This window comes from Nocardia sputorum (assembly GCF_027924405.1).
Classification (GTDB): domain Bacteria; phylum Actinomycetota; class Actinomycetes; order Mycobacteriales; family Mycobacteriaceae; genus Nocardia; species Nocardia sputorum.
Map to the genome: position 1 here is coordinate 4,460,410 of NZ_AP026978.1, position 19,445 is coordinate 4,479,854.

Genomic DNA, 19,445 nt, shown 5'->3' on the forward strand with positions numbered 1-19,445 from the left:
ATCGTGTCTTGTGGCGTGTCGTCAGTGGTCCCGCAGTGAACCCGAGCCGAGGAGTGTCGTCACACCGAGCTGCGAGGACTCTCCGATCCTTCCCGGCGGCGCGCCGCCAAGGACGAAGCCGGCACCGAGCACCGCCTCGCCGTCCAGCCGGGCGGGGGGTGCGTCGCCGCCGATCACGGTGTCGATCCCGACCCGTGCCGTCCCGACCGCGAGGCCGGGATCGACCCGGCAGATCACGTAGTCGGTGTGTGCCGGTCGTTCTCGCTCCAGGAGCGCCTCGACCGCTGCTGCACGCTCCGCGCTGTAGTTCGCGCCTTGGTAGAGGCGCACGGTGAAGCGGTGGGCGACGGTGTCGAACAGCGGCATTCCGTACTCCGCGTTGTCGATCAGGTGGGAGCGGTCGACGGTGGCGGTCGACCCGAGCACCGCACCTTGGGGTTCGGCGGCGGCGAGCATGGTCGTGACGCCCAGGACCGAGGTCTCCCGCTCGGCCGCCGGGCTCGTTTCCCCCGCGGCCAGTGCCCACCAGGCGCCGGTGACGATCGGCTCCTCGATCCAGGCGTCGACACCGGTGTGGCGGCGCAATGCTTGGCGCAGCCCGGCGGGGGTGCCACGGTGCGCGGACTCGGCGTAGGAGTGGGTGACCGCCTCGCGCAGCGCGCCGGTGTCCCACTGCGGCGCCCGGTCGACGGCGAGCCAACGCGCCAGCGTGGTGAGGAACGGCTCCGCCACGGCCGGGTCCAACAGCCGGGATAGGCCTGTCGTCGCGTCCTGCACCTCCCCAAATAGGCTTTCAACGAGCGCGAGGTAGCGCCGCAGGAACGTGTGGGGCTGCTCGTCGCGGTAGATTGCGGGCAGGTGCTGCAGGTATCCCGCATGGTCGAACTCAAGGCGGATCTGCTGCAGTTCGGCTGTGCTGGTTCCGTCGCCGGTGAATCGTATGCCGACCCAGGCGAACCTCGTCGCGGGCCGGTCGATCAGGAATTCTCCCAGTTCGGGTGGCCCGGGCGACCAGGCGGGCGCAGGGAATGGGTCCGCTGCGGTCTCCTCGACCGCGGGTTCGCTTGCTGGGTCGTTGGTGGTGTGCACGAAGAACTGCACGTGGGCATCGGCGGGCAGCGTGACCATCGTCGTGACGAGGCGGTGCCAGGTCTTCGGGCGGTCGGTGAAGCCGCCGAAGGGTCCACCCCAGGCGATGCCGTGCCGGACGAACGCCCCGTGCAGCGCCAACCGGACCGGCGGTCCGGACCCGCCGGGATGGACGATGAGCCCGCCGCGCCCGTCCAGGGCCAGCGCCGCGACCGGAGCGGACCAACCGGCCGCGATCCCCAGTCGGGTACCGTTGCGATCGAATGTGACGACCGAACCGCCCGCACCGATGTAGAAGGCGTCCGACGTTGCCGCTAGCCCGAGCGGGTCGTCGGTGAGGTCGAGGTTGTGCTCCGTGAGCAGGTGCCCGGCCGGGTCGAGGACGAGCAGCGCGCGACGGCTCCGGTCGAGGACGCATATCTCCGGTCCCGGCCGGACGGCGATGGCGACCGGGTCCCGCAGGACCGCCTCGGCAGCCAGTGTGTCGGCGAATGCGCGATTTTCCGCCCCGCCCGCGGTGAGCTGCCGAACCCGCCCATGCTCGGCGACATAGATCCGGCCTGCCGGATCGGCGGCCAAGCCCGAGGGCCGGTCGAACCCGTCCCACACGTCGAGCAGTTGGTGGGTGCGCAGGTCGAACAGTTGGATCCGGTCGTTGCCGGTGTCGGCCACGATCAGCGCGCCCCGGTTGCGGTGTACCAGCAGGCCGGTGGGTCCGCGCAGCTCGGTCGGTTCTGATCCCTCGCCGCCGACACAGCTGAATGCTTCCGAGGATCCGTCGCAGCCGTCGACGCGACCGATGGTGTGTCCGTCGGTGAAGAAGATCGTTCCGTCCGGGCCGACGGCGAGCCCGGCCGACGCGTCTGGGCCAGAGGGGGGCCCGGTTGGGGGTGGTGTGGTCGCCGCCGGCAATGTGGCGAGCCGAAGCGTGGTCTGGGTGGGATCCAGGCCGCGTCGGTGAAAGTCGCGCCACACGTTGTCGCGGTTGAGATGAACGAAAGTGGGTTCGCTCATCGGGCTTCCTCGCGACCGTCCGGCTGTCGCCGCGCGGGGCGCGGTGAATGATTCGCGGAGCCGTTCATCCCTCGACACCCATCCAGCCGACTCGCCAATGACGCTCGGCTAGCTTGACCAGCTCCTCCGGGGACAGCTGTGCGGGCTCACCGTCGTCGGCGCGGAACTGCAGGACAATGACTTGAACCCGGAAACCGACGGCCGTCGGTTCGACGATGCTGAGCTGCCCGTCGAGGATGATGGTCCGGGTTGGCGGCTCATCGATCGGGATCGGGAGGTCCCGTCGGCCGTCGATTCGGGCGAAGTAGCCGGGCACCGTTCGGAACCCGCCCGAGCGGGTGTGGATCTCGGCTTGGAGCCCGCCAACGATTTGGTAGAACATTCTCCACCCATTAGTGGTGGTGTCGTCCCCCAGGATCCATTCCTCCCAGTTGTCCGGTTCTTGGATGCCGCAGGCGATGTGCGGCTGCGTGGGCGGACGGGCGTTGCGCCGCTGGGCAATGCTGATGTCTTTGGCCAGCGTGCAGTGATGCACCGCGATATCGGCGAGCACCAGCTTCCGCCCGCTCAGTATGTCGGCGGGATCCTGCGCCGGGCTGCCATCCGGATTCAGCGGCACCCAGCAGAAGATCGGTTCCTCGCGCAGGCGCACGGCCCCCCGCGTGTCACAGATCCCTTCGCGGCGCTCGAACTCTTCCAGGTCCTCGTCGCTCGGGTACTGGACGGTCAGCACGTAGCGTTGCGGCTGCCCGACCCCGTCGTCGGCCACCGGTGGCACCGGGACCATGCGGGAGCTGGTCAGCACGATTTCGCGGCCCAAGTCGTCGATGGCGTAGCCCGGCTCGATTCCTACCTCCCGGTCGCCTTTGCGGCCGGTCACGGAGAAGCCGTTGCCGATCCCCGGCTGGTGCAGACTCTGGTTGTGCAACCAGCGCATCTCCCGGTTGAACTCCTCGATCTGCTGCAGGTCGTCGGCGAAGAGACGCTGACCGTCGAAGAACCGCTGCCGCTCGATCGAGCGGGTCTCATGGGGTGAGCTCATGGGTGTCCCTCACTTCGATGCTCGATACCGATCCAGGTAACGGCCACGGTGGTGCTGGCCAGGCTGCACAACTTCTCTACGAGAGCGGATATGGAGTCGGGCACGGGAGCGAGTACGGAGAACGGCTGGGTCAGTTTGAGCCAGTTGAGCCGCGGCATCAACAACCGGACGGTGAAGCCGTCCTTGTCCGCCTGGGCGATGTGGTCGAACAGAACGAGCAGCTTCAGTTCGTGCTCTGGATGAGATATGGATCCCGTGATCTGGGTGAAGTAGCAGGGCACGTCGGTGAACCCGGCCGCCGACGTGTCAACCTCGACCTGGAGTCCAAGGTGCCACTCCGCTTTGTTGATCACCTCGGTCCACGGCGTCCAGGCAGTGGCACCTGGAATTGTCGCTCCGCGGCCGATCCGGGAGCGGGAGAATGGTCGGACCTGCGCGGCGGACACCTCGGCGTCACCGACGAGCAGTCTCACACCGTCGCTGTGGGCCGCTGCGTCGGGCGGCAGCCAGCACAGCGTGACTGCACCCGATTCACCGGGTTTGCTCGCGAGCACTAGGTAGCGGCCACTCGTGTCCGCAGGGACATCAACTGGCTGGTCGAGCTTCAGTTCGCGTCCGCGACGGTCGTAGGCCAGCCCAGGTGCGACAGTGGCGACGCCGTCCTCGGGCGGCATGACCTCCAGGCCCGACACGATCCCGTACGCCCGGTGCAGCGCACGGTTGTGCCACCAACGCAGCTGCTCGTCCAGAGCGGACTGATCGGTGAAGTCGCATCCGAGCAGCGCCTCGCCGTGGATGTGCCGCAGGCGGAGCGGATCGACCGGATGCAAGGGGTCGGTCATCGGCGGGTTCACCTCACTTCGATTTCGTGTGGGCCGGCGTCGACCAGTCCGAGGGGGCCGATGCAGACGTCGGCGCAGCTCACTTGCCCGTCGGACACCAGTTCGAGGGCGAGGACATGAGCGATCCCCGGCACCTTGCCGATGACGGTCAGTACCTCCGAGTGGTGGACGTCGCGGCCGAACGGCCACCCGGCGCCGTCGGGGCCGCCGGTCAGCGGGTGCAGGAAGCCATCGAGGGCGGCACGGACGGCGGTCGCAAGTCCCGCGGTCGGGGTGCCCGCTGTGGCCTGGACCGTGGCCCGGACGGTGACGTGGACGTACTCTGGCTCAGCCACCTCGACCCGGGTGCCGATCATGCGTCGCCGGTTCAGGTAGGCGGCCACCGCCCTCCGCAGGCCGGGAGTGGGTACCGGGCGGTCGGCGGGCAGGTGCGGGAGGACTAGCACCGTGACGACACCGGGCGCGGTCTGGAACGGGAATCCGGGGTGTGTGTTGGCTCGGGCTTCGGCGCGGGCGAGACGGACCCCCGGCGTCTGCCGGGCCAGCGCGGCGTAGTCGTCCAGCGTGACGGCGCGCGCGGCGTCCTCCCGTTCATCGCGGGCCCGCGCGATCGCGGCCGACACCGACTCGGCGGCGGCGCCATCCGCGGCGGGCGTGATGTTCGCGATCCACACCAGCCGACCGGCAAGTGCCTTCAGGTCACCGGCGACGGCCCGGTTGTGTGCCGAGTCGGCCAGCCGGTCGATCGTCCGCGTCGCGAGGTTGCCGTCGGCGGCGCGGGTGATGTCCGCGGTCACCAGCAGCGTCGTCCCTGCGGGGGCGGTACGGCCGTGCTCGCCGTCGCCGAGCAAAATCGTTCCAGCGGTCGGGTCGGCGGTGAGGTGTGCGTCGGAGCGGGTGGAGGCGTCGAAGTCGGGCCGGGCAGACCAGATCCGCCACGTTCCGTCCTCCAGTCCGGTGACCCGCAGGGACGCCGCGACCAGTGGCGCGTCGGGCACGTCGATGCGCTGCCCGGGCCCGCCGGTGCCGCGGGCCACCGCCGCGGCTTCGACGATCAGCGAGCGTTTCACCCTGTCGAGGGCCAGCAGCCGGACAGCGGGGATGCCGGCGCGGGGCGGCCCGAACCGGATCCGCCGCACCTGACCGCGGCGGTCCAGGTCCACGTCCAGTTCGACGAACTCTCCCGGGACCGGCTCCTCGCCGCTCACCTGCGCGCCTTGGGCGAGCTGCAGCCGGGTGGTCGCAGGGACGGCCTGCTCCACCTCTACAGGGTTGTCGGTCAGCCCTTGCAAGACAGGTGGGGCGTCGAATCCGCCGTGGATCAGCCGGGCTCGCAGCCAGACCAGAGCCTCTGGGTGGGCGCCGAGGCTTCCTGCTGGTACCGGTCCGGGTATGCGGAGGACAACCCGCCCGTCGAGGGTCATGGCCCGGGTGTCGTCGTCGACTTCCTCGGGGGCGAGCCGGGTCCAGTGCCCGGCACCGTTGCGCAGTTCCCACGACAGCACGGCACTGTGGTGGACGGCTCGGCGCGGTTCGGTGGTTTCTTTCTCCTGCTCATCGCAGTGCAGGATCTTCCAGGGCGGGACGCAGTCTGCGGTTGCGGCGGCTGTCTCGGCCGAGATCCTTTGCCGCTCGGCGTTTCCTGATCGGCCGTCCGGGTCCCCGATGGCTATACCGAGGCTGATGAGGGTGCCGGGTGTCCATGGTGCGGGCAAGTCGAACCCGAGGTACAGGGCCGCGCCGGGCCGCGGGTCCGGTCCGAAGGGCAGGATCGGCTCGCCGCGCAGCCACGCTGTGGTCAGGTCCCGGGGGGCGGCCGAGTGCGGGTCTTCGGCCAAGACTGCCGCGAGGCGACCGGGCTGCACCGTCAGGTCGTGTCGGGCGCGGAAGCGTATCGGTGTCCCGAACGGGTCGTGCCCGGTGAATTCCAGCCCGGCTGGCAGCGGGAGCGGGGCCTCGCCGGGGGCGAGCCGCAGCCCGAGGATGGTCGTGGCCGGGCGCGGCGGCGCCGGGGTGATCCCGGCGAGGGCGAGGAATTTGCGGCGGTGGGCATCGGTGATTCGGTTGACGCGGTAGAGGTCCATCTCCACGATGAAGGCGAACAGCTCGACGAGCGTGATGCCCGGGTCGTGGGCGTTGTGGTCGGTCCAGCCCGGGGCGTGGAACGGGATCAGCGCTCGTGCCTCCTCGACCAGGTCGATCCAGCGCCGGTCGTCGAGGTTCTGCAGTGGTAGTGCGGTCGATATCACGTGCTGGCTACCCTTCCGCTCGTGCGGGTCTGATCCGCAGCTCGCCTGCGACCACGGTGCGGTGGGGCGCCACCGCGATGCGCTCGCCGCCGATCTGCCCGCCGGTGGAGATGGTCAGCTGCTCGACGAAATCGACACCGTCGACGCGCTCGAGGACGGCGGCGACGTCGGCGAGGTACACGGTGCGGCCCGGCGGCCAGCCGCTACCGTCGGGCCCGCCGTGCACGGGGTGCAGCAGCCGCGTCAGCGCTGCGGTAGCCCGCTTTTCGACGGGCCCGGCTTCGGCTGGGTCGTGTGGGACGACTGTCACTTCGACGTCGATGGGCAGGTACTGCGGGCCGGTCACCTCGATGCGGCCGAGCGCGGCGAGGGTCGCCTCCGCCCGCGCCTCGACGTAGCGGCGGACCTGCTCGCGCAGACCGAACGACGGGAACGGCCTCGGATCGGCGGTCGCCGGGATGACGATCAGTGTCACGTAGCCGGGCCGCCGCCGCCCGTCGGCCGAGCGTCCGGCCAGCGCGGTGGCCACCGCGACCGCCGGGGAGGCTTCCCGGGCGAGGGTGACCAGGTCGGTCACCGACAGCCCACGGCCGCGGTGCCGCAGCGTCTGCGGTCCGCGCACGCGCAGCGCGTCAAGTGTCTCTCCGTCGGCGCCGCCCTCTGCGGGCATCGGGTTGGTGACAGCCTCGACGCCGCCGATGGATGCCTGGAGCTGCGAGATGGCCCCGGCCGCGACATTGCCGATGCTGCCTCCACCGGTCTGATAGCGCCGCGCGAGGATCGCCGCACCTGCAGGCGGAGCCTTACCGGTGGCGCCATCACCGAACTGCAGTCGGCCCCGCGAAGGCTCCAGCGCGTAGTGCCGGTCATTCGGCCCAGAGCGCACCAGATGCTCGACCGGGTACCAGCGCACCCAGACCTCGGTGACCTGCTTGGCGCGGTCCCGGCGCAGCCGCAGCGGACCGTAGACGATGTCGCGTGTGCTCTCCTGACCGAGCAGTCCCTCGATCTCGCGGACTGCGCGCTGGTCACCGCCGAACAGTTCCAGTGCGACGATCCGCCACTCGACGCCCGCGCGTGAGCCTGCCAGTTCGCGGACCTCGATCTGCTCCCCGGGCAGGACCGGGACCTGCCGCATGACGAGAACCTGGTCGGGCAACCCGGTACCGGCCCCGATCGGATCGTCGAGGATCGTCTGCTGTTGCACGGCCCACGTCGCGTTCGGGAAGATCGCGCGGATCGTCGGCTCGCCCGGGGGCCCGTCCTCGGCCAGGCGGGCGCGCAGCCACGAGCGGGGGCTGCCGAAACGGTCCAACGGCACGCTGTTGCGCGGACCGATCAGGCTGACCAGGCCAGGCAGCCGAAGTCCGCGGGTCCCGTCCTCCACCCGCACCGGGCGCCAGCTGCCGCCGTCCCAGTACTCCCACACCAGGGTGGGACCGCGTGAATCCGTCGGGTCTTCGGCGATGTCGATCAGGATGCCAACCTCATCGGCTGGCAGTGGTTTGTCGAAGCCGAGATATAGCGCCGGCGTGAGGTCTACGGGCGGGGTGAAGGGCCGGAAAATCCGGCCGGGCCAGATCGCCTCGTCGGTGCGGTCGGCGTAGCGGAAATCGTTGTAGGTCAGCACCCGCTCAGGGGTGAACGGGCCATGCGTCCAGGTGTAGCCCAGCTTGAACTCACTCAGCGCAGGAGGCTTGCTGACGATGTAGCTGAACGTGTTGGAATTCCCAGCCGAGTCGGTCCAGGTGACCTCTTGCCTGACGCCGAAACCACCACTGACCAGTCGGACCCGCATCCAGCGAGCCTCGATATCGGCGACCTTGGTCGGCGCGATGTCCTCGGGCACGGTGAGCGAAACGGATACGGAGGCTTTGGCTGGGTCGGTGGGGTCAAGGTCGGCGGGGGCGGACCTGAGGTCGGCGGTGAAGTTCGGCACCCTGGCCCATTCCCGGCCGTTCCAGTATTCCCAGGCGACGAGGTGTGGCAACGAGTCTCCATCGGACAGCTCATCCTGCGGGGTCCTGGTGCGTGTGAAACAGACGTCTAGGTGAGCCCTCGGTTTGGTGAATGCTTCCTCCGAGGAGAAGTAGAAGATCGACCCCGGTTGGGGTGCTGGGCCGAACGGGTAGAACAGCGCACTGGTGTCGACCTCCGCGCCGGCAACGATCGCTGTATCCGGCAGGAAGCCACCGGCGAGCGTGGTTGAGACTCCCGCAATCGGTGGCACGATCTGGACCCTGCGAATGGTGGTCGTGGACAGTCGGATCTGCTCGATCTCGGGGAGCAGTTGAGCTGGGTTCGGCGGCAGCGGCTCGGTGAGCCGCCCGCGCACCCAGAAGCTTTCGATTCCCGCGACGGTGGCCGGCGTGGTTTCGGCGCAGTCGGTGAGTAGGTGGATTGTCCCGCTCTGCTGAAACCGTGCTGTGCTGTCCTCCTGCGCGGCGGCAGTGCGGTCGCATGCGGCGATGGTGTTGCGGAACGGGCGCCAGACCTTGCCGTCCCAGTATTCCCACACCGTGCCGAGTTCCTCGGAGGACCCTTGGGAGAGTTCGAATTCGACTGCGACATGGCTGGTGGCCGAGATCGCGAGCAGGGTGGAGTGGGCGAGGTAGAGGTGGTGGGGAATGTCTTGCAGATCGGCAGGCCGCCACGGCCGAAAGGGTTCGCCCGCCGTGATCGCCGCCGTGTGATCGATGGACTGGTCGCGGCCGGGCCAGTGGCTGCGCACCTCGACGAGCCGGCCAGAGGTGAGCCCTATGCTGCGCTCGGTCTCGAAGTTCACCGGTTGCGGCGGTGTTGTCATCGGGGAGTCGGCAGGTTCAGCGGGGCCTATGTTCGTCGGGACCGGTTCGGGGGGCGTTGCGGCCAGCCGTGTTCCTGCGGGGACGCGGATGTTGCCTGTGTCGGCGCCGACGCTGAACACCACCAGGGCCCGGGCGGCGCGTGCCGGGACGAGCGGCACGCCCAGCGCGTCGAGCATGGCCAATTGGTGCTTGTCAGGTATCTGGTTGAGTCTGGCGGTGATCGCGGCCAGGTAGCGGCCCACGATTTCGGTCAGCGCCACGTCGGGACCGTCGGGGCCGGGCTGCCACTCCGGCACGTAGCCGGACCGGCGTGCCAGCATCGCCGCGACGAACGCGGCGGCGTCGCGAGCATCGACGAGCGGTTGCTCGGTGCGGGTCATCGCGGCGTTCCTTCGTCCAGGTAGAACGGGTAGACGAGGTTGTGCAACGAGTTGGTGGCGCGAACCCGGTACCGGACGTCGATGAGGAGTTGGTTGCGTTCGTTCGGGTCGGTGGTCACGGCGACGTCGAGCACGTCGATGCGAGGTTCCCAGTCGATCAGCGCGTCGCGTACCTGGTTGCGGATTCTGGTCATCGTGGTGGGGCTGACGGGTTCGAACACGAACGTGCTGAGTCCTGCCCCGAAGTCGGGTCGCATGACCCGCTCCCCCGGGTCGGTCCCGAGGATGATCATGATCGCCTGCCGCACGTCGTCGGAGTGGGTGACCATCGTCGGGGTGCCGTTGAGCTGGAGTGTCGGCGGGAACGCCCAGCCGACGCCGAGGAATGCTTGCGGATCGGCGACCATTCTCAGCCCCCGATCTGCACGCTCGGCAACCCTGTAATGATCGGGGCACCGCAGCCGGTGATATCGCCCATCCGCGCCGCGCCGCGCCCACCGATGAGCACGGTGGCGCTGCCCATCACGATGGGGGTGGGCGGATGTGGCCCAGCGGTCGGCGGCATGGAACAGGCGTGCAGGTCACCCAGCACCGCGGCCGGCATCCCGCCGATGAGCACCATGGGCACGCCGGGGCCGGTGATGACGCCGGGATGCCCGGTCGGGTCGAGTACACGCGCGGCGGACGGCATGGGGTGCCCTTTCTAGTTGATCTTCACGAGGGGGGCGGTGACGTTGCAGACCCCGCCGGATTTCACCTCAGTGGTGGCGGCGCCGTTGATCTCGACGTTCGCGCCTTTGAGGCTGATCTGCGGGGCTTCGAGCGTGATACTGGCCGCGGCCTTGATGGAGACCGACTGTGATGCGTTGTCCAGCGTGATCGTCACCGAGCCCGCGAGGTTGGACAGCTCGATCTTTGCTGGGTCCATCGTGATTTTCTGGTCGGTGGAGGTGGAGATTGTGACCGACTGCAGCAGGTCGTCCATCTCGATCTGGTGGCCTGCGCCGGCGGTCAGTCCGCTGCGCAGGATCCGGCTGGTCAGCGCGGTGAGGGGGTCGTCGACGGGGATGCGGTCGCGGGCGTTCCATAGGCCACCGAGGACGAAGGCGTCGCGCGCGTCATCGTGCGCCATGGCGACGAGCACCTCGTCATCGATGCGCGGGACGTAGAACAGGCCCGCCCTGGATCCCGCGCCCGCAGCGACGAGCCGCGCCCAGACTTCCTGGTCGATGGACGGGATGCGGACCAGGACCCGCCCCTGCATGGGCACGTCGATGTTCTGGGTGACAATGCCTGCGGCGATACTGACACCGGGGCCGCGTCCGCCATCCTCTCGTGCGCCCTCTAACTCGAACAGGGACACCATGCTCGCCTCCCTCCGTCGGACCGGGTGTGTTTCAGCCGATGCGCTGTCCGTTGACACGAGCCAGGCCCGCGATGCCCTTCGGCGTCGGTATCGAGCCGAACCAGACCTCCTTGCGGACATCGAAGGAGGTCTTGAAGCCGCCGCCGTCGATCGTGTGGGTGGCCGATGTGATGCGGTAGAGCCCGCTGAACTGCTCGCCGAGGCCCTTTAGATCGATGACCCGGCCGGCCTTGATCTCCAGGTTGCCCACCGCGCTCCCGCTGCCGGTCAGGCGATTGTTCAGCCGCGGCAGTAGCTCGCTCAGCAGCGTCTTGGGCATGGCCGCGGCACCGACGGCGTCGATCTTGACCAGCTCGCGCGCCGCAGCCGGGCCCACGATGTCCTCGATGCCCTCGAACCCGGGGAAGATCTGCAGGTCGAAGGCGGCGCGGTCGAAATCCCAGCCGAGGACCACGACGAGTTCGGTCTTGATGCTGGGGACCCAGATGCGTGTCTGCACGCCGAGCACCTGGCCCACCGTGCTCAGCCGAGGGGTGAACTCGGCGAGGGAGGCTCCCCAGGTGAGGCTCACACTCGGTGCGAGGTCTCCGAGCAGGAATTGGAATCGCAGGACGAAACCCCGGGGCTCGGCGGTGTGGTCGATGTGCATTTCCCACCCGTTCTCCTTCGCGATCCCGGTCAGGAAGTCGAAGTCGCTCTGTGAGCCTTGTAGGCGGACGCCCTTCTTCGCCTCATCCGGATCGATCGCGTAGGCCATCAGCAGGGCAAAGAACGACAGCGCCGCGCCCACCGGGTCGTTGTGTGGGATGAGCAGATTGCCGGCGGCGACGAGGGAGGTCACCGCGGGGTCGGGCAACGGGAAGTGCCCGATCGTCGGGATGTCGATCAGGAACCCGCGGTCCTTGGTCCCGGTGGTCAGTCGCTGCAGGAAGTCGTGCGCGACCACCGTCAGGGTGGGCATCCCGCCGCCGGGAAATGCGGCGGAGATGCCGGTGATCTCGCCGACGAAGACGCGTTCGAGCGGGTCGGGCGCGTAGCCGAGCGACAGGGCGAACGGCTGGTCGACTTGCAGGAGCGGGTGGTCGAGCCAGCGCAGTCCTTCGTTGGCGAGGGTGATCTCGACGCGGTCCGCGCCTTCGATCCCGTCGGTGTGGCTGATTCGCGAGATCGACCCCCGTAAGGCGGGCGGGATGGCTTCGCCATCGATTTCGATCGCGAACTCCGGCGCGTAGGACGGGTAGCGGGCCATCAGCGCACGACCTCACCGGAGTCAGGGTCGTGGAAAGGCAGCGACGGAATCCGCAGCGGTTGTCCGGTGTGGATCTCTCGTGGATCGGCGAGCGCGTTGGCCAGCGCGATCGGCCGCCAGACGCGTGGGTCCTGGTAGTGCTCGGTGGCGATCCGAGTGAGTGTCTCGCCTTGGCGCACGATGTGGATCTTGGTGAAGTCCGCCGTCTGCCGGTCCACCTCCTTGGCCTCCCGCTCGGCGTCGATGAAGCGGTTGAACGTCACCGACACCCTTGCCCGGACGGGTCGGCCGTCGTCGGCGAACATCTGGAACTTCTGATTCGCCTTGGCCAGCACGCATCGGAAGTCCAGCGACCCCCACTGCACGCGCAGTACTGGCGGCGCATGCAGTTCCTTATCGATCTCCAGTAGACCGACAACCTTGCCGGTCAGCTCGCGGACGTCCCGTTTCTCGACGTCGTCGGTGTCCCAGGTGTCGAAGAACAGCTCCATCTCCAGGGTCTGCATGTTGCCGTTGACGAACTGCAGAATGGGGCCCGACAGCCCGGGGATCGCCTGGGAGGCGAACATGTTGTCCTGGTTGAGCGTGTACTCCTCCGGGTTGAACGGTAAAAGGAATTCCTGCCCGGTGTGCTCGACCGTAACTTTCAGCTTCTCCACCACGCACCTTTCCCTTCACCGTTCTCAGAACGCTCGGCCGAACCGCTCGCGGTGGGCGGTGAGGCGGTCGTCGAGCCGGGTCACGATCTGCTCGGTTAAGCCATCGAGGTCAACTGGCGGTGGGAGCGCCGGGCTCGGGCTCGATGCGACGGGCCCGAAACCCGGAATACCGACACCCCGGCGAGCGACATCCCTCGACGCCCGATCGACCTCGACGCCGACTGCCGGGCGATTCCGAGGAAGGGCGGTGGGGCGAACTGGAGACTCGATGCGTCGGTGCCCGTAGGCCACTCGCATGATCATCTTGCGGCATACCGCGGGCAAACGAGCCTCGGCGCGGTCGGACGCCGCCACCGCGACCGCGGGCGGCCGGGTCGCAGGAAGGAGTTTGGGAGTGGCGCGAGTCTGGGGATCCCAGCGCTCGTAGCCAAATGCACGCGCCCGCATCGGCTCCGACGACGGACGCCCCAGTCCCACGCCGGGCACCGCCGTATCGTGACGGTATGCGAGCACCGATCGCGTTGTGCTGCGCTGCTCGATCACTACATGCGAGCCGTGCCCGGCCGGTGGCCGGGGCATGACTGTTCGCGCGCGGACGGTCAGGTGCAGGTGAGCGGTGAAGCTGAACTGCTGTCGAGTGCGCGATTGCTCGGCTCGGACGACAGGGCGACGTAGCAACGTCATCTGAGATGGCCGGTGCACCCGCCCGTGGCGTCTCGCGCGCCGGGTTTTGGTGTGCGCCCATGCTGTCCAGCGCTTGAGGTTGGGGCCGCTTGCGAGTTCGCTCACCTCGGGATCCCTTCGTTGCAACGCTCGTTGATGGCGGAAATCTCGGCGACCCATCGGCGTCGGTCGGCGTGCTCCATCCGCATGACCGAATCCGGTGGCCAATGGAAGTGATAAGCGAGGAAGGCTACCTCCTCGTAGAGCGAGGCGAGGGGGTAGCCTACGATCCCCCCTCGCCGTTCACCGCCGCGTTCGTTGCCGCTGCGAATGTGTGCTCACACCGCGGGCACGACACCTTTCCGTTCGTCTTTTCCGGTTGATTGACGGTGTTGTAGAGCTCTTGCAGATACGCCAGATCGGCGGCGTACAGGCTCTCGATCACCTTCGGGTTCACCTGCCCGAGGGTGCCGAGGGCGGTGACCACACGGGCGAGGATGATCACGATCAGGTACGCCTCGTTCTGCTGCACTCGATGGTCTCGCAGCGGTTGGATTTCGTCGGCCGCGGTGGCCAGCCGCATCATCCCCTCGCGGTGCAGTGTGCCGTCCTCGTCGACATAGCCCAGCGGCAGCGTGAAGGGGTACTCGGTTTGGAACACGGCTAGGCCCTCTCGATTCGCTCGTGTGCGATCTCGAGCGTTTCGATCGCGACGTCGGTGCCCTTGGCGCTGAAGTCCGCGCCGTCCCATTTGGTGGGCCATCCCTCGAAGAAGTTCCAGCGGGCGACCTCGGTGCCGTCCAGGTCGTTGAGGATGATGCTGCCGTTTCGGCGTGACACCTTCCCCTTCGTGACGTCCCTGAACCATTCGTACAGTTCCCGGGAATCGGTCAGCCCCCATTTCAGGGTGATGTTCGGGTACTTTGTCGGGCCGGGCAGTTTGCGGTTGGTGGTGTTGTCGCCGCCCTCCCGGTACTCGATGGGGTCAGCGCTGGCGCCGAACCCTGAGCAGTCGGTGAAGCCCGCTTGAGTGATTCCGTCGATCTCGACCAGGAAGTTGAAGTTGCGATACGGGTCGACCCGTACTCCGTTTGCCATGGGTGCCGCCTCCTACGCGGGGATCTCGTTGACCTGAGCGATACGGAACATCACGAACTCGGCCGGCTTCACCGGCGCCACCCAGACTTCGGTGACCACCTGTCCGCGGGCGCGCACATCGGGAGGGTTGGTGGTCTCGTCGCAGATGACGCGGAACGCCTCCTCGGGGACGGTCCCGAAGAGGGCTCCGTCGCGCCACACCCCGGTGAGGAAACCGTTGACGCTGCGGGTGATCCGTTGCCAGAGCGGTTCGCTGTTGGGTTCGAAGACCGCGAATTGGGTGCCCTGGTCGATCGACTCGCGCAGGAAGTTCATCAACCGGCGGATGTTCACGTACTTGATGCCGCCCGCCGCCTCGTTCAGGTCGCCGCCCATCGTGCGCGCACCCCAGATCCGGATGGTGCCGTTGAGCAGACGGATCGCATTGATTCCTTCCGGGTTCAACCCGTCCTGTTCGGCGGTGGAGAGCCGGTAGGTCAGGCCCAGTGCCCCGTTGACCTGTTCGTTCGCCGGGGCCTTGTGCACGCCGCGCTCACCGTCCACCCGGGCATAGATACCGGCAACCAAACCGCTCGGCGGGATGGAAACCGTGCCACCGGACACGGGGTCCGACACCTCGATCCACGGAAAGTAGATGGCCGCGAAGTCGCTGATTTTTACAGCTCCCTTGATCGCGTCCACGGTGATCGTTTTTGTGTCGTTGCCATCCAGAACAGCAACCCGGTCCTTGAGTTTCTCGCAATGGTCCACAAGCTTGCCGCGAACGGCGTCGTTCAGGGCGCCAGGTGCCGCGACGATGGCGATCTCGTCGATCGCCGCCATCCTCGTCAGCACGGCATCCACCTCGGTGGCGTCGTCCAAGTTGCTGACCCTGGCCACCCAGCAGCGACTGCCACCGTTGTTGAAAAAGCCGTACACCGAGTGCGCGAGGTTCAGGTTGCCGGCGTCGAAGTCGCCGAACTGACGCTTGAACTGCTCCCAGTTGGTCACCGGGAACGGCACGCCCTGAGCGACGAGGGTGTAAGGCTTGCCGTCCGGGCCAACGGGCATTTCGTTTTCGGCGACGGTCGATACGCCGATGAACGCGGCCGTGCTGGTGCCCACACCGGCGATCGAAGGTGTAAGGGGTGTCTCGCGGACGTAGACGCCGGGGGAAAGCGGAACAGTCATCGGCAGCGGCTCCTTCTCGATGGGGTTGGCTGGGGTGGTGTGTGAGATGGTCGGCTATGGCGGGAACGTGATGTCGTAGCCGTCGGGCGCGGTGGCTGGGACGGTGATCACCTCGTCCCGCGGAACATGGCCTGTCGCCGTCGCGCGCAGGATGTGCTCGCCGGCAACCAGACCCGAGAGCCGGAAACGGCCGTCGGCGTCGGTGGTGGCCGCCCGTCCTCCGGTGACCGTGACGACAGCACCGGCGACGGTCCCGGCGGGGTCGCGGACGACACCGCCGATCGCGAACATCGGCTCGCCCGGGGTGGCTGGGTCCAGGTCGTCGTCCAGATCGATCTCGCTGGTGATCACCTGCGGTCCCTCCGCGGCAGTCACCTCGAGATCCATCGCAATCGTCACCACGAGCCGGAACGAGGTGCGCGGGGAGATGCCGAGCGCGGTCCAGAACTCGTCGAGGTTCATCCCGTCGCCGGACTGCGCCACCCACATCGGGACCGGAAACGGTTGGCCGACAAGGGAGTTCTGCAGGTAGATCGGCGGGATCGTCGGAAAGCGGCTCAGCTTGCGCAAAGCGTTGGCGAGGATCAGCTGTTCCTCGGCGACCGCGGCGTCGTCGGTCTTCTTCGACCATGCCGTGACGAGATAGTCGCAATCGACCCGCAGAGGCGGTGTGCGCCTGACATACGATCCGCCAACGAGATCCAGGATTGGCTCAGGGTCACGCAGCATCCGGTTCTCGCGGACACCGTAGAGGAACACATCCAGCGTCGTCACCGACGGGGCGAACGCCTTGTCCGGGGTCTTGAAAGTCACCTCGACACCCGCGAGCGAGGGTGGCGCGGTCGCGTCGTCGAGAATCTTGCGCAGCGTCAGGCCGAGATCGTCGAACATCAGCCCTCCCGACCGAGTATGTCGGCGTAGGCGCCCGCATCGCTGTCGGAGAGCACCCGGCCGATCTTCTGGTGCTCGCGCCGCGCCGCGCGCATGACGTGTCCCATGTCGATCCGCCCGCTGTTGGCCGAGGCGAGGTACGCCGCAGACACCACGATGTTCTTGATGTTGCCGCCGGGCAGGCGAAACTGGCGGGCGAGGAAGGGGTAGTCGATGGCGTCGTCCACTGGAGCCTGAGCGGGAATGAAGCGGCGCCACATCCGTTCTCGGTCCGCCTCGTCGGGTACCGGGAAATCGATGACGAACTGCAGCCGCCGTAAGAACGCTGCATCGAGGTTCTCGCGCAGGTTGGTCGCGAGAATCGCGATGCCGTCGTATTCCTCTATCTTCTGCAACAGGTAGGCGATCTCCACATTGGCGTAGCGATCGTGGGCATCGCGCACTTCCGAGCGCTTGCCGAAGATCGCGTCCGCCTCGTCGAAGAACAGCACCGCGTCAGCGGTCGTGGCCGCGTCGAATATTCGTTTGAGGTTCCGCTCGGTTTCACCGATGTACTTGCTGACGACCGTGGCGAGATCGATCACGTAGAGATCGAGCCCGAGCTCACCCGCCACGACGTCCGCGGCCATCGTCTTGCCCGTGCCCGACGGCCCCGCGAACAGCGCGCAGATCCCGCGCCCGGAGGCCAGAAGCCGATGGAACCCCCAGTCGTCGAGGACGCGGCGACGGTGCGCTACCCGGCTCGCCACCTCGCCCAATTGCGCCTTCGTGTCGGCGGGCAAGACGAGGTCATCCCAGCCGTACACATGGTCGATCTTGCGGGTCAGCGTCCCGAGTTCGCGGCCGGATCGCGCGCGAGCGGCCGCGAACAGATCGTCAGACGCCGGGAGCGCACCCATCCACGCGCCGCGGTGCACCGCGCTTGCGACGACCTCCCGGATGTGCGCATCCGTCAGCCGAAAACGACTGGCAAGCGCCTGAACAGCCCACTCATCGACAGCCATCCCCGCGGCCTCGACAGTCGCCCTCCAGCACCGCGCGCGGCTGGGCGCCGACGGCACCGGAAAAGGCACGGCCACGACACCAGCGGCCAGCTCCCCACGAGTTGACGCCGGAATCCACACCTCCTCACCCGACAGCACCGTGAGCACGCGCGAGCACGCGACCTCTTTGGTGAGCGCGGCACGCAGTCGGCCCGCAGCTGCGGCAGGCACCGCGTCGACACCGCCGAGAAAGATCCCAGTTCCCCGAAACCACGCCTCACGAAACGCGATCCGGAGGAGTTCCTCGACCGGTCGCTCTTCACCGGATGCCCGCTCGAGATCCACGACCAACAGCCGCCGACCGGCCTCGGCAGCCAGCGCCTCAGCCGCAGCCAGCTGGCCGACCCCGCCCGGGCCGCAAAAGAACAGCCGTGGCGGAGGGTCGCCACCAGTCCGCATCACGTCCGCGGTCGGCAGCGCATCCAGAGTGCAATCGTCCAGTGGGAGCTCCGCGCGAGGCCGCCCGGGCTCACCGAGAAACGCACGGCCCACGAGCCGTGGGTCCAGGGTGGACTCCGACAGCAGCAGACGCAGCACCTGCCCGTCCACCAGCATCTCCTGCGCCAGCAACGGCTGCTGCGGCCGCGCCGGATCGACGACAAGATGCAGCAGACCGTGGTGCACCAGCGGCGCGTCGGGCGCCACCCTGGCCCTGGCCGCTATCCGCTCTGCAGCATCGGCACACAGCAGGTGCAACGCAAGATCGACTGAGGCGCGGCGCCGGCTGACGTCATCCTGAAGATAGCCGAACAGCCGCTCGTACCGAAGATCGATCTCCGGTGCGGCCGCGATCAGCAGAAGATCAAGATCGAACGCCGTGAGATCGAACGCATTCGCAAGCCACTCACACACCTCGCTATGGGCATCGGTCACAATCGCGCCACCGGACAACACCGGTTGCCCGGGGCTCCGGCGCAGCAACCGGGCGACCTCCTCAGGCCGGATCACCAGACCGCGATACGGATCAGCCGCCGCATCCGACCCGAACACCTCGGCTGCCGCGTCCACGGCACGCGTCAGCAGTGCGTCGAGTCGCCGCAGCGACTCGACCAGCCCGGACACCGTCACCGCTCGGCCATCACGACCGGTAGCGCTGAGTCACCCGCGCGGAGCGGGACGATTATCGCGACGGACCTGACGACGAAGCGATGAAGCCGTTCTCGAATATCCACGTCAGTCGACATTGCTGTTTCTCCCTTTGGAGATTTGGCAATCCGGCCACGGCCGCGAACTCGCGACCATCAGAACCCATTTCCAGCCACGATCCGAAGACAATTCCGAGACTAGAATGTTACCAAATAGAGGTAGCGGGGGAATTCGAGCAACTTAACTGTCGGGCGCAGTGCAGATGGGAGTGTGCCTCACCTTCGGGACGATGTCAAGGATCTCGTCGGCCATCAAAATTTCAACCAGGTGTTCCCTGCCTCACCGAGAAGGTTCGCACAGAGCGGCTACGCGAACTGCGCGAGGCAGAGGTGCTCGAACCCAGTCCGGTTTCATAACGCCGGAGTGTCCGCGATGGAAGTCGTACCGGGACCAATCCGTCACGTTTGGGTGCGACTTGGCGCACATGTTCGGTAGCCAAGGAAAGGACGTTGCCGTGAGACATGCCCTTCAGTCAGCCCAAGCACACGGTCACCAACGCGAACCGCGCGGGACAAACTTGGTCGACCACCTCACTGGCTAGTGTGCGAGCGTGGACGGCTGGATCGATCCAGCCGGTTCGCGGTACGCTGGGTATGCACCGAGGGCAGGATACTTGATAAAGATCGATCGACCTCCTCATGAGAAACCACCTACAGAAAAGATGGTGCGCCTAGCCCATGGAGCGGTTGCGTACGCATTCCACAACAATAGACATGCCGTGGAAACAGTGATGAGAC

At 67.5% G+C, this 19,445-nt stretch carries 16 protein-coding genes; all 16 read right to left on the reverse strand.

Translation table 11 applies throughout. The features are described from left to right. Nucleotides 1-21: 21 nt before the first annotated feature. Nucleotides 22-2,103, reverse strand: a complete 2,082-nt coding sequence (locus QMG86_RS20060; protein ID WP_281874019.1) for a phage tail protein — start codon at nt 2,101-2,103, stop codon at nt 22-24. A 64-nt stretch (nt 2,104-2,167) separates the two neighbouring features. After that, nucleotides 2,168-3,145: a hypothetical protein gene (locus tag QMG86_RS20065; protein WP_281874021.1), complete on the reverse strand. Its 978-nt coding sequence runs from the start codon at nt 3,143-3,145 to the stop codon at nt 2,168-2,170. Next, on the reverse strand, nt 3,142-3,975 hold the full coding sequence (locus QMG86_RS20070) for a hypothetical protein (RefSeq protein WP_281874023.1): 834 nt from the start codon (nt 3,973-3,975) through the stop codon (nt 3,142-3,144). The genes QMG86_RS20065 and QMG86_RS20070 overlap by 4 nt, the downstream gene beginning before the upstream one ends. Before the next feature lie 20 nt (nt 3,976-3,995). Next, nucleotides 3,996-6,236: a putative baseplate assembly protein gene (locus QMG86_RS20075; RefSeq protein ID WP_281874025.1), complete on the reverse strand. Its 2,241-nt coding sequence runs from the start codon at nt 6,234-6,236 to the stop codon at nt 3,996-3,998. A gap of 7 nt (nt 6,237-6,243) precedes the next feature. Beyond that, nucleotides 6,244-9,423 carry a putative baseplate assembly protein gene (locus QMG86_RS20080; protein WP_281874027.1) on the reverse strand — a complete coding sequence of 1,060 codons (3,180 nt, stop codon included), beginning with the start codon at nt 9,421-9,423 and terminating at the stop codon, nt 6,244-6,246. Next, nucleotides 9,420-9,830: a GPW/gp25 family protein gene (locus QMG86_RS20085; RefSeq protein ID WP_281874029.1), complete on the reverse strand. Its 411-nt coding sequence runs from the start codon at nt 9,828-9,830 to the stop codon at nt 9,420-9,422. The genes QMG86_RS20080 and QMG86_RS20085 overlap by 4 nt, the downstream gene beginning before the upstream one ends. Nucleotides 9,831-9,832: 2 nt before the next feature. Next, nucleotides 9,833-10,114: a PAAR domain-containing protein gene (locus QMG86_RS20090; protein WP_281874031.1), complete on the reverse strand. Its 282-nt coding sequence runs from the start codon at nt 10,112-10,114 to the stop codon at nt 9,833-9,835. Between the two features lie 12 nt (nt 10,115-10,126). Next, nucleotides 10,127-10,789 carry a phage baseplate assembly protein V gene (locus tag QMG86_RS20095; RefSeq protein ID WP_281874033.1) on the reverse strand — a complete coding sequence of 221 codons (663 nt, stop codon included), beginning with the start codon at nt 10,787-10,789 and terminating at the stop codon, nt 10,127-10,129. A gap of 31 nt (nt 10,790-10,820) precedes the next feature. Beyond that, a complete protein-coding gene (locus QMG86_RS20100; RefSeq protein ID WP_281874035.1) occupies nt 10,821-12,038 on the reverse strand; it encodes a phage late control D family protein in 1,218 nt (405 codons plus the stop codon). Continuing rightward, nucleotides 12,038-12,700, reverse strand: coding sequence for a CIS tube protein (locus QMG86_RS20105; protein ID WP_281874037.1), 663 nt, complete (start codon nt 12,698-12,700; stop codon nt 12,038-12,040). Before QMG86_RS20105 ends, QMG86_RS20100 begins: the two co-directional genes overlap by 1 nt. 782 nt (nt 12,701-13,482) lie before the next feature. Then, a complete protein-coding gene (locus QMG86_RS33605) occupies nt 13,483-13,692 on the reverse strand; it encodes a DUF6760 family protein (protein WP_350356412.1) in 210 nt (69 codons plus the stop codon). Next, nucleotides 13,644-14,021 (reverse strand): hypothetical protein, encoded by a 378-nt coding sequence (locus QMG86_RS20110; protein ID WP_281874038.1) that lies wholly within the window; start codon nt 14,019-14,021, stop codon nt 13,644-13,646. Before QMG86_RS20110 ends, QMG86_RS33605 begins: the two co-directional genes overlap by 49 nt. 2 nt (nt 14,022-14,023) lie before the next feature. Beyond that, the gene (locus QMG86_RS20115; RefSeq protein WP_281874039.1) at nt 14,024-14,458 is read right to left on the reverse strand and encodes a phage tail protein; all 435 of its coding nucleotides are present in this window, start codon (nt 14,456-14,458) and stop codon (nt 14,024-14,026) included. Nucleotides 14,459-14,470: 12 nt separating this feature from the next. Then, nucleotides 14,471-15,628 carry a phage tail sheath subtilisin-like domain-containing protein gene (locus QMG86_RS20120; protein ID WP_281874041.1) on the reverse strand — a complete coding sequence of 386 codons (1,158 nt, stop codon included), beginning with the start codon at nt 15,626-15,628 and terminating at the stop codon, nt 14,471-14,473. Between the two features lie 54 nt (nt 15,629-15,682). After that, complete coding sequence (locus tag QMG86_RS20125) at nt 15,683-16,519, reverse strand: Pvc16 family protein (protein WP_281874042.1); 837 nt, start codon at nt 16,517-16,519, stop codon at nt 15,683-15,685. Then, complete coding sequence (locus tag QMG86_RS20130) at nt 16,519-18,630, reverse strand: ATP-binding protein (RefSeq protein ID WP_281874045.1); 2,112 nt, start codon at nt 18,628-18,630, stop codon at nt 16,519-16,521. The genes QMG86_RS20125 and QMG86_RS20130 overlap by 1 nt, the downstream gene beginning before the upstream one ends. Nucleotides 18,631-19,445: the final 815 nt, after the last annotated feature.

Bases quoted from the DNA above. Each gene is read 5' to 3' on its own strand.
- QMG86_RS20060 (WP_281874019.1), bottom strand. From the start codon at position 2,103: ATGAGCGAACCCACTTTCGTTCATCTCAACCGCGACAACGTGTGGCGC.
- QMG86_RS20095 (WP_281874033.1), bottom strand. From the start codon at position 10,789: ATGGTGTCCCTGTTCGAGTTAGAGGGCGCACGAGAGGATGGCGGACGC.
- QMG86_RS20100 (WP_281874035.1), bottom strand. From the start codon at position 12,038: ATGGCCCGCTACCCGTCCTACGCGCCGGAGTTCGCGATCGAAATCGAT.
- QMG86_RS20115 (WP_281874039.1), bottom strand. From the start codon at position 14,458: ATGGCAAACGGAGTACGGGTCGACCCGTATCGCAACTTCAACTTCCTG.
- QMG86_RS20125 (WP_281874042.1), bottom strand. From the start codon at position 16,519: ATGTTCGACGATCTCGGCCTGACGCTGCGCAAGATTCTCGACGACGCG.
- QMG86_RS20090 (WP_281874031.1), bottom strand. From the start codon at position 10,114: ATGCCGTCCGCCGCGCGTGTACTCGACCCGACCGGGCATCCCGGCGTC.
- QMG86_RS20080 (WP_281874027.1), bottom strand. From the start codon at position 9,423: ATGACCCGCACCGAGCAACCGCTCGTCGATGCTCGCGACGCCGCCGCG.
- QMG86_RS20065 (WP_281874021.1), bottom strand. From the start codon at position 3,145: ATGAGCTCACCCCATGAGACCCGCTCGATCGAGCGGCAGCGGTTCTTC.
- QMG86_RS20085 (WP_281874029.1), bottom strand. From the start codon at position 9,830: ATGGTCGCCGATCCGCAAGCATTCCTCGGCGTCGGCTGGGCGTTCCCG.
- QMG86_RS20120 (WP_281874041.1), bottom strand. From the start codon at position 15,628: ATGACTGTTCCGCTTTCCCCCGGCGTCTACGTCCGCGAGACACCCCTT.